Source organism: Burkholderia sp. Ac-20344, from assembly GCF_017104975.1.
Classification (GTDB): domain Bacteria; phylum Pseudomonadota; class Gammaproteobacteria; order Burkholderiales; family Burkholderiaceae; genus Burkholderia.
On record NZ_JAAGPP010000036.1, the window covers coordinates 52,537 to 60,881 of the forward strand.

8 protein-coding genes are annotated in these 8,345 nt (G+C 63.9%); 1 reads left to right on the forward strand and 7 read right to left on the reverse strand.

The window, feature by feature from the left end:
* Positions 1–6: 6 nt before the first annotated feature.
* The 3 genes from G3N64_RS14450 to G3N64_RS14460 all read right to left on the reverse strand — a co-directional run bounded on the left by G3N64_RS14450 (position 7) and on the right by G3N64_RS14460 (position 3,756).
* Positions 7–936, reverse strand: a complete 930-nt coding sequence (locus G3N64_RS14450; RefSeq protein WP_205784562.1) for a Gfo/Idh/MocA family oxidoreductase — start codon at positions 934–936, stop codon at positions 7–9.
* A gap of 36 nt (positions 937–972) precedes the next feature.
* Entirely contained in the window at positions 973–1,902 is a 930-nt protein-coding gene (locus G3N64_RS14455) for a dihydrodipicolinate synthase family protein (RefSeq protein ID WP_205784563.1), read from the reverse strand.
* Positions 1,903–2,004: 102 nt separating this feature from the next.
* Positions 2,005–3,756, reverse strand: a complete 1,752-nt coding sequence (locus G3N64_RS14460) for an IlvD/Edd family dehydratase (protein ID WP_205784564.1) — start codon at positions 3,754–3,756, stop codon at positions 2,005–2,007.
* A 114-nt stretch (positions 3,757–3,870) separates the two neighbouring features.
* Between G3N64_RS14460 and G3N64_RS14465 the strand changes: the two genes are divergently transcribed.
* Positions 3,871–4,821: a LysR substrate-binding domain-containing protein gene (locus G3N64_RS14465; RefSeq protein WP_205784565.1), complete on the forward strand. Its 951-nt coding sequence runs from the start codon at positions 3,871–3,873 to the stop codon at positions 4,819–4,821.
* Positions 4,822–5,021: 200 nt separating this feature from the next.
* Here the strand turns inward: G3N64_RS14465 and G3N64_RS14470 are convergent, their stop codons facing one another.
* The 4 genes from G3N64_RS14470 to G3N64_RS14485 all read right to left on the reverse strand — a co-directional run bounded on the left by G3N64_RS14470 (position 5,022) and on the right by G3N64_RS14485 (position 8,197).
* On the reverse strand, positions 5,022–6,758 hold the full coding sequence (locus G3N64_RS14470) for a ShlB/FhaC/HecB family hemolysin secretion/activation protein (protein ID WP_205784566.1): 1,737 nt from the start codon (positions 6,756–6,758) through the stop codon (positions 5,022–5,024).
* Between the two features lie 421 nt (positions 6,759–7,179).
* The gene (locus G3N64_RS14475; RefSeq protein WP_205784567.1) at positions 7,180–7,416 is read right to left on the reverse strand and encodes a hypothetical protein; all 237 of its coding nucleotides are present in this window, start codon (positions 7,414–7,416) and stop codon (positions 7,180–7,182) included.
* A gap of 21 nt (positions 7,417–7,437) precedes the next feature.
* Positions 7,438–7,794 (reverse strand): hypothetical protein, encoded by a 357-nt coding sequence (locus G3N64_RS14480; protein WP_205784568.1) that lies wholly within the window; start codon positions 7,792–7,794, stop codon positions 7,438–7,440.
* Positions 7,766–8,197: a hypothetical protein gene (locus G3N64_RS14485; RefSeq protein ID WP_205784569.1), complete on the reverse strand. Its 432-nt coding sequence runs from the start codon at positions 8,195–8,197 to the stop codon at positions 7,766–7,768. Before G3N64_RS14485 ends, G3N64_RS14480 begins: the two co-directional genes overlap by 29 nt.
* Between the last annotated feature and the right edge of the window lie 148 nt (positions 8,198–8,345).

Genomic DNA, 8,345 nt, shown 5'->3' on the forward strand with positions numbered 1-8,345 from the left:
CATTGTTCAGCGGCCGAACGCGTCGGTCTGCACACGCCGGCCGAACAGGAACGCGTCGGCGACGAGGCGCAGCGGCCGGACGTCGACGTCGCTTTCGCCACGCGCGATCAGCGCATGGAAGTGCGCATACAGCGCCGGATATTCGCGTTCGGGCCCAAGCTCGACTGCCTCGCCGGCAATCGACAACTGCGCGCCGCCGCGGCTGATCGCGAGCACGCCGTCGGCCGTGTCGACCGCGATCTCCCACTGCTCGACCGGGCCGTGCCGCCAGTCGAATTCCGCGCGCACCGGCACGCCGTCGGTATCCGCGCAATCGAGTTCGGCGGCGATCGGGGTCTGCACGTCGCTCGGCACGATGAGCGTCGCCTCGCGCAGCACGAGCTCGCGCGGCAGGATCCGCGTGACGATCGACAGCGCGTTGATGCCCGGGTCGAATACGCCGAGGCCGCCCGGCTCCCAGATCCACTGCTGCCCCGGATGCCAGCGCCGCACGTCTTCCTTCCAGCGCACCTGCACCGCGCGGATCGCGCGCGTCGCGAGCCATGCGCGGGCGGGCTCCACCGCACTCGCGCAGCGCGAATGCCAAGTGGCGAACAGCGTGAGGCCGCGCTCGCGCGCGAGCGCCTCCAGGACGGCCACTTCGCCGAGCGTCGCGCCCGGCGGCTTCTCGAGCATCACGTGCTTGCCGGCTTCGAGCGCGGCGCGCGCCTGCGCGTAGCGCACCTGCGGTGGCGCGCACAGCGACACGGCGTCGAGCTCGCGCTCGGCGGCCAGCAGCGCGCGCAGATCGCGATAGTTGCGCACGCCGTCGACTTCCGCATGGCGGCTCGCGCATGCGGTCAGCCGGAAGCCCGGTTCGGCGTCGATCGCCGGCAGATGCTGGTCGCGGGCGATCTTGCCGACCCCGACGACACCCAGCGAAATCTGATCACTCATCGTGCATGCCTCCTTCGCGAATCGTTCGGTGATCGTTCAGCGCGCCCAGCGCAGCACGAGCGGATCGAGCCGGCGCGCGATCGCGAGCAATTCCGCGCGCGTGTCCGGATGCAGTGCCGGCATCGGATGCCGCGGCCGCTCGCACGCGATCACGCCACCTTCGCGCATCAGCGCCTTCGCGGTGAGGATCCCGGACTGGCGGTTCTCGTGGTTGATCAGCGGCAGCCACGCCTGGTAGTGCGCAAACGCGTCGTCATGGCGCCCTTCGCGGAACGCTTCCAGGATCGGCCGGATCCCGTCCGGAAACCCGCCGCCCGTCATCGCGCCGGTCGCGCCCGCATGAAGATCGGCAAGCAACGTGATCGCCTCCTCGCCGTCCCACGGCCCCTCGATCGCGTCGCCGCCGAGCCGGATCAGCTCGCGCAGCTTGTTCGCGGCACCCGGCGTCTCGATCTTGAAGTATGCGACCTGCTCGATCTCGCGCGCCATCCGTGCGAGAAACGGGGCAGACAGCGCCGTGCCGCTCGCGGGCGCGTCCTGGATCATGATCGGGACCGCGATCGCATCGGACACGCGGGCATAGAACTCGAAGATCTGCGCTTCGGGCACGCGGAATGTCGCGCCGTGATACGGCGGCATCGCCATCACCATCGCCGCGCCGAGCTGCTGCGCGCGCAGGCTGCGCGCCGCGCACACCTGCGTGCTGTAGTGCGATGTCGTGACGATCACCGGTACGCGGCCCGCGACGTGTTCGAGGATCGTGCGCGTGAGCACGTCGCGTTCGTCGTCGGTGATCGCGAACTGCTCGGAGAAATTCGCGAGGATGCACAGCCCGTCAGAGCCCGCGTCGATCATGAAATCGACCGCACGCTTCTGGCTCGCGAGGTCGAGTTCGCCGGTGTCGGAAAACGTCGTCGGGACGACGGGGAAGATGCCGCGATAGCGCGGCGTGCTGCTCGATGTCATGGTTCGGTCCTGCGCCGGCCCCTGTAGCGGCCGGCCGTCATGCGTTCACGGTTTTACGAAGCGCAGGCCCGGAAAGCCCGCAACCGGCTGCAGCGCAGCCGCTCAATGCGAATGGCTCGGCACGTCGGCGCCGCGCGTGCCGACCAGGAAGTCGAGGTCGCACCCCTCGTCCGCCTGCAGCACGTGGTCGATGTACAGTCGTGCATAACCGCCCTTGCCGAGCTGGCCGGCCACGCCCGGTGCCGCGGTCGGATCGACGTCCGACAGGCGGCGCTGCAGTTCGTCATCCGTAATGTCGAGATGCAGCGTGCCGGCCTCGCAGTCGAGCTCGATCCAGTCGCCGTTGCGCACGGCCGCGAGCGGACCGCCGGCGGCGGCCTCCGGCGCGACGTGCAGTACGACCGTGCCGTACGCGGTGCCGCTCATCCGCGCGTCGGAAATCCGCACCATGTCCTTCACGCCCTGGCGCAGCAGCTTCGGCGGCAGCCCCATGTTGCCAACCTCGGCCATCCCCGGATAACCGCGCGGCCCGCAGTTTTTCAGCACGAGCACCGAACTGGCGTCGACGTCGAGCGCCTCGTCGTTGATCGTCGCCTTGTAGTGGTCGAGGTTCTCGAACACGACCGCGCGGCCGCGATGCTTGAGCAGTTCCGGGCTCGCCGCCGACGGCTTCAGCACCGCACCGCGCGGCGCGAGATTGCCGCGCAGGATGCGGATGCCGCCGTCCGCGATCAGCGGCCGGTCGAGCGGGCGGATCACCTCGTCGTCGTAGTTCGGCGCTTCGCGCACGTTGTCCCACAGCGACTTGCCGTTGACCGTCAGCGCATCCGGGTTCGGCAGCAGCCCGCCTTCGCCCAGCCGGCGCAACACGGCCGGCAGCCCGCCCGCGTAATAGAACTCTTCCATCAGGAAGCGCCCCGACGGCATCAGGTCGACGATCGTCGGCGTGTCCCGGCCGATGCGCATCCAGTCTTCCAGTTCGAGCGGCACGCCGATGCGGCCCGCGATCGCCTTCAGGTGAATCACCGCATTGGTCGAGCCGCCGATCGCCGCATTCGCGCGGATCGCGTTCTCGAACGCGGCGCGCGTCAGGACCTTCGACAGCACGAGCCCTTCGAGCGCCATCTCGACGATGCGAATGCCCGACATGTGCGCGAGCACGTAGCGGCGCGAATCGACGGCTGGAATCGCCGCGTTGTGCGGCAGCGCGACGCCGAGCGCCTCGGCCATGCACGCCATCGTCGACGCGGTGCCCATCGTGTTGCACGTGCCGGCCGAGCGCGACATGCCGGCTTCGGCCGACAGGAAGTGATGCAGGTCGATCTCGCCGGCCTTCAGCGATTCATGCAACTGCCATACCGCCGTGCCCGAGCCGATGTTCTTGCCCTCGAGCTTGCCGTTCAGCATCGGGCCGCCCGACACGACGATCGCCGGCACGTCGCAGCTCGCCGCGCCCATCAGCAGCGCGGGCGTCGTCTTGTCGCAGCCGGCGAGCAGCACGACCGCGTCGATCGGGTTGCCGCGGATCGCTTCCTCGACGTCCATCGATGCGAGGTTGCGCGTGAGCATCGCCGACGGGCGCAGGTTCGATTCGCCGTTCGAGAACACCGGGAACTCGACCGGGAAGCCGCCCGCCTCGGAGATCCCGCGCTTCACGTGCTCGGCGAGCTTGCGGAAGTGCGCATTGCACGGCGTCAGTTCAGACCACGTATTGCAGATGCCGATGATCGGCCGGCCATCGAACTCGTGATCGGGAATGCCCTGGTTCTTCATCCAGCTCCGGTACATGAAGCCGTTCTTGTCGTTCGTGCCGAACCATTGGGTGGAGCGCAGCCTGGGTTTCGTTGCCGACATCGTCAGTCCTGTGGTGACGGGATACCGGCGCAGTCTAGGCAGAATTTTGATAACTGGCTAATGACGTTTTTGGCGATTACGATATCGATTCCGATATCGATATAAACCCGTACGATGCCCGAAGCCAGCCCGTGGGGAAACCGTGGCCGCCTGAAGACGCGCCAGCTTCTGCTGGTCGTCGCGCTTGCCGACGAAGGCAGCATTCATCGCGCGGCGGCCGCGCTGAACATGACGCAGCCGGCCGCGTCGAAGCTGCTGCGCGAACTCGAGGAATCGATCGGCGCGGTGCTGTTCGAGCGCCTGCCGCGCGGGATGCGGCCGACGCTGTACGGCGACGCGCTGATCCGCCATGCGCGCGCGGCGCTCGGCAGCCTCGACCAGGCGCACGAGGAACTGGCCGCGCTGAAGGCCGGCCATCTCGGGCACGTGGCGGTGGGGGCGATCACGTCGCCGGGCCTGCGGCTCGTGCCGCCCGCCGTCGCCGCCGTCAAGGGGACGCATGCGGGCCTGCACGTGTCGGTCGAGATCGACACCAGCAACGTGCTGCTCGAACATCTCGCGCAGGACAAGATCGACATCGTGCTCGGCCGGCTCTCTGCCGAACACGACAAGCTGCGCCTGCGCTACGAGCCGCTGATCGGCGAGGCGGTGGCCGCCGTCGTGCGGCCCGGCCATCCGCTGCTCGCGCAGGCGCCGCTGTCGCTCGCGGACGTGCAGCGCACCGCGTGGGTCGTGCCGCCGGCCGGCAGCGTGCTGCGCCACCGCTTCGAACTCGTGTTCCAGCGCGCGAGCCTCGTACCGCCCGCGAATCTCGTCGAGACGTCCGCGCTGCTGTTCATCACGCAACTGCTCGAACAGAGCGACATGATCGCGGTGCTGGCCGAGGACGTCGCGCGCTACTACGCACGGCACGGGATCGTCACGATGCTGCCGCTGGAGATGGATTGCCGGATGGACGATTTCGGGATCATCACGCGTACCGACCGGCTGCATTCGCCGGCCGTCGCGGTGATGGCCGATGCGATTCGTGCGGCGGCGCGGGAGGTTTACGGGGTCGGGTTGTGAGGCCGCGGCCGGATTACAGAGCGCCCAGGTAGAGCCTCGCCCGTGCGTCGATGGCAACACTGACGTCGCGGCGGGGACGAGGCTCGTGCCCCCGGACGATAGATCGGCGATCTGGGTACCCAGCAAGGCCGTCGGTTCCCGGTCCTCGTCAACGTCGTTTCCGACCACAGCGTGCCGAGTATCGGCGCGCTCCCCTTTCATCAGAACTGTGCAATGACCTGGAAACCGACGGTTACCCGTGCCGTCGGGAATCCGGATGGCTTGTAGATCGGCGTGCCGGCAAACAGGTCGTAACCGTAGGCACCCAATCGGGTCGAGACGCTGCCCTTCACGCCGATCACGGCGCCGGCCAGTTGCGTGCCGACGAGCGTGATCGGCTGCGGGCCCCATACGCGGCCGTAGTCGATGCCCGCATATACCGCCTGCCCGGTTTGGCCGATCGGCGCCTGCAGTTCGTTGCGCCAATAGAAGCCCCGCGAAGCGGCCAGCATGGTTTCCCCGTCGAATCCGCGCACCGTGTAACGGCTGCCGATCGTCAGGTCGTCGATGTAGTACAGCGTGTTACCCGTGTATTGTCCGTGGAAGGTCGTCACGTAGCGGAACGGCTGCTGCGCGATGACGAACGGCACCGACAGGTTCGCGTCGAGCACGGCCAGCTTGTAGCGGTAGGTCGGGCCGCCGTCTCCTGCCAGGATGTCGTCCTGTGCGCCGAATGCGCCGATGCCCTGCCGGTATGCAAGCGTCCCGTCGAACTGCGCGTTGCCGAAATAGTGGCGATCGGTCAGGCCGAATTCGACGAACGTGTTGTTGCGGCGCTGCTGCGGAATCTCCGTGTCTTCGATAAAGCTCTGGCCGAAGCGGCGCGAGAGCCGGAACTGTGCGCCGAAGACGTCGTTCTGGCTGCGCGACAACACACGGTTCAGCTTGAAATCGACCGTCTTCGAATTGCCGCTCGCGATGAACGTCTGGTTCACGCCGGCAATCTGTTGGTAGTACGTATTGGTGTATGCCGAGAGCGTCGCGGTCCAGTATCCCCACGGGATCGAGTAAAAGCCGTTCCAGCCGTGCGAGCCAAGGCGCTTGTCGCCGAATTCCAGATCCTGGCTCACGCCGATGTTGAAGATGTCGTTCAGGCCCAGCGGATTGTCGATGCCGAGCGACAGATTGCCTTGCAGCTTGCCAGTCGCACGCGTGCCGGAGTTGTCGACGGACGCGACGACGGTCCACGGTTTGCCTCGCTTCACGTCGAGCACGACGTCGCTCTCGCCAGGCGCATCGGCAGGAACGATCCGCATCGACACGTCCTGGCTCGACACGCGTTTCATTTGCTCGAGACCCTGTTCGAGGTCGCGCAGGTTCAGCAGTTCGCCATCGCGGGTCGGGAAGGCGGTTTTCCAGATGCCGCGCAGTTTCTCGTCGGCGAAACGCACGTGGCGGATCACGCCGGGGATCAACGAAAATTTCAGGGTGCCGGTCGACAGATCCTGTTCGGGTAATAGCACGCGTGTCGTGACATACCCGCGTGCCAGGATCGCCTGCGACAGGCCCTTGACGAGCACGTCGAGCCCCTGCTTGCCGACGCACTGGCCGGTGTAGTGGCCGAGCCATTCGCGCGCGAAGGCAAAGCGATCCATCGGCAACGCCGACGCGCCTTGCGCCTTCAGGGAAACAGGCAGCGAGTCAGGCACGTCGAGTGCGAAACGATTGATGCGAAAACACGGCGACTCCGACGGCAATTCAGGATATCCGACGCTCGCCATCACGCCCGAACGTACGCCGGGCGCGGAGACCGCTCGTTCGCGCTCGCGCGCCTCTTCCTGCTGACGGATTTGCTGGTCGTTTCCCTGAGCAGCCAGGCGCGGCGCTTCCTGCGCCGACACACTTGCCGCTATCAGCAGCAGTGCTGCTGCGGAGTTCCCCCGGCGAATAGTTCTCATGTATTTTTAGACACGTGATTGTGAATATTGACTACGTCGTGTGCTTATCGGAATTTCAGCAAGCAACTGCCAGTTGAACTGGTCTACATATAGCACCAGAGCCGGGGCGTCCTTTAGGCGCCCCAACGCCCGACCTTATATAAAATGCATCATTTAAACCAAGGCCAAAATCTCTCCGGATTGTCGCTCAACATCCCTGCGGCTCGAAGCGGCTTCGGCAGATATCTGAAAAATATCGGCAATTGGATCAAGAGGACCGGAATTCCAATCCAAAACACCGAAACATCATCACTTAACTTCAGTACCAACCTACAAATCCCAACCACCACGACTGTATTGCAGCCAGTCACAAACGCGGATGCAAGCAATATAACAAACCAGATTTTAAATGTTGCATACGCTCGACGCCAATTCACGGATCTCATTTGAACCAGGGGCCAATTTTCTTAGGCGAGACGCTTAGAAAGCCAGATTTCATAAATTGTGCCGGAAATCGTTTTAAAAAGAAAATAAATAACACCATGAAAATTGGTAGGCCAACGAAAAATATCGAGACACCTTTACTTGCCTCTATAATTTTCTGCGCACCCAATATTGCCAAGAATGCGTAAAATCCAGCGGCATAAAAATCCGCAAACGACGTCATTTCTTGATTCATTTGTGCACCTTCTATTGGAATTCAGGTCCGTCCAAACAAACGGGCAATCAGGCCACGCTTCTGCGTATTAACTGCCGGAGACGGCTGACGCACGGCTCCCAGATCTGGCATTTCCTCACGACGGAGTCGCTCCAGCGCACCCTCCAAGACTGTATCTGTATAGAACGGCATTGCTGGTCGGAGCCGCGCATAGGCCGGCTGCATCAGTGGATGATCGATAACGGGGTTCTCAAGTCCTCGAATCTCGCGAAGCCGCTGCCAGGCCAGTACCACAGCCGGAAAACGTGTGAGGAGATGGCTGTTGCTGAATTCATACCAATCTTTGCGTCTTGTTCGATGCGTGTCGTAGTCACACAGCCAGAGGATCTGCTCCTGCATCACCGTCGCGCCAGTGGTCAAACAGTTCATTTAGCACCGACTCACACAAAGAATCAGACTTCTCCTCGTCGCTCCCCCATGCGTCAAACGGGAGATTCCAGTGATCGAAACAGATCCGTAGCAGCCAGTGATAGAGCGGATAATGTTCCGCATCAAAGAACCGTTGCCGCTCGTAAAGTATCCTGATTTCTTCCGTGAGCAGCTCCGCCTGTTCGACCCAGCCAGCACAAAAGCAGGTCGACAGCGTCTCAACCGCGCGGCTCAGCGATGTCCGATAGTCGGTACGCGTAGGATCAATTTGCTCATAGTGATCGATTCTCGTCCGCCGGTATTCGTAGCACCAGTATTTCGCCAGCAACGGCTCCCATCCTTCTTTCTTATCTGGCGAAAACAGCAACATCATCGCCGCATCCTGCTCTTGCTTAGAGGCCAGTTCAAAAAGACCCTCGAGGGGCTGTTAACTTCGCCGGCGACCTGTTAACCTCAAGCATCTGAGCAACGGGATCATGAGGAATGCAAGCGCCGATCGTTGATGACGAATTGTGGATACT

Excerpts from the sequence above, each read along its gene's own strand:
- G3N64_RS14450 (WP_205784562.1), bottom strand. The coding sequence starts at position 936 with ATGAGTGATCAGATTTCGCTGGGTGTCGTCGGGGTCGGCAAGATCGCC.
- G3N64_RS14455 (WP_205784563.1), bottom strand. The coding sequence starts at position 1,902 with ATGACATCGAGCAGCACGCCGCGCTATCGCGGCATCTTCCCCGTCGTC.
- G3N64_RS14460 (WP_205784564.1), bottom strand. The coding sequence starts at position 3,756 with ATGTCGGCAACGAAACCCAGGCTGCGCTCCACCCAATGGTTCGGCACG.
- G3N64_RS14465 (WP_205784565.1), top strand. The coding sequence starts at position 3,871 with ATGCCCGAAGCCAGCCCGTGGGGAAACCGTGGCCGCCTGAAGACGCGC.
- G3N64_RS14470 (WP_205784566.1), bottom strand. The coding sequence starts at position 6,758 with ATGAGAACTATTCGCCGGGGGAACTCCGCAGCAGCACTGCTGCTGATA.
- G3N64_RS14475 (WP_205784567.1), bottom strand. The coding sequence starts at position 7,416 with ATGAATCAAGAAATGACGTCGTTTGCGGATTTTTATGCCGCTGGATTT.
- G3N64_RS14480 (WP_205784568.1), bottom strand. The coding sequence starts at position 7,794 with ATGCAGGAGCAGATCCTCTGGCTGTGTGACTACGACACGCATCGAACA.
- G3N64_RS14485 (WP_205784569.1), bottom strand. The coding sequence starts at position 8,197 with ATGATGTTGCTGTTTTCGCCAGATAAGAAAGAAGGATGGGAGCCGTTG.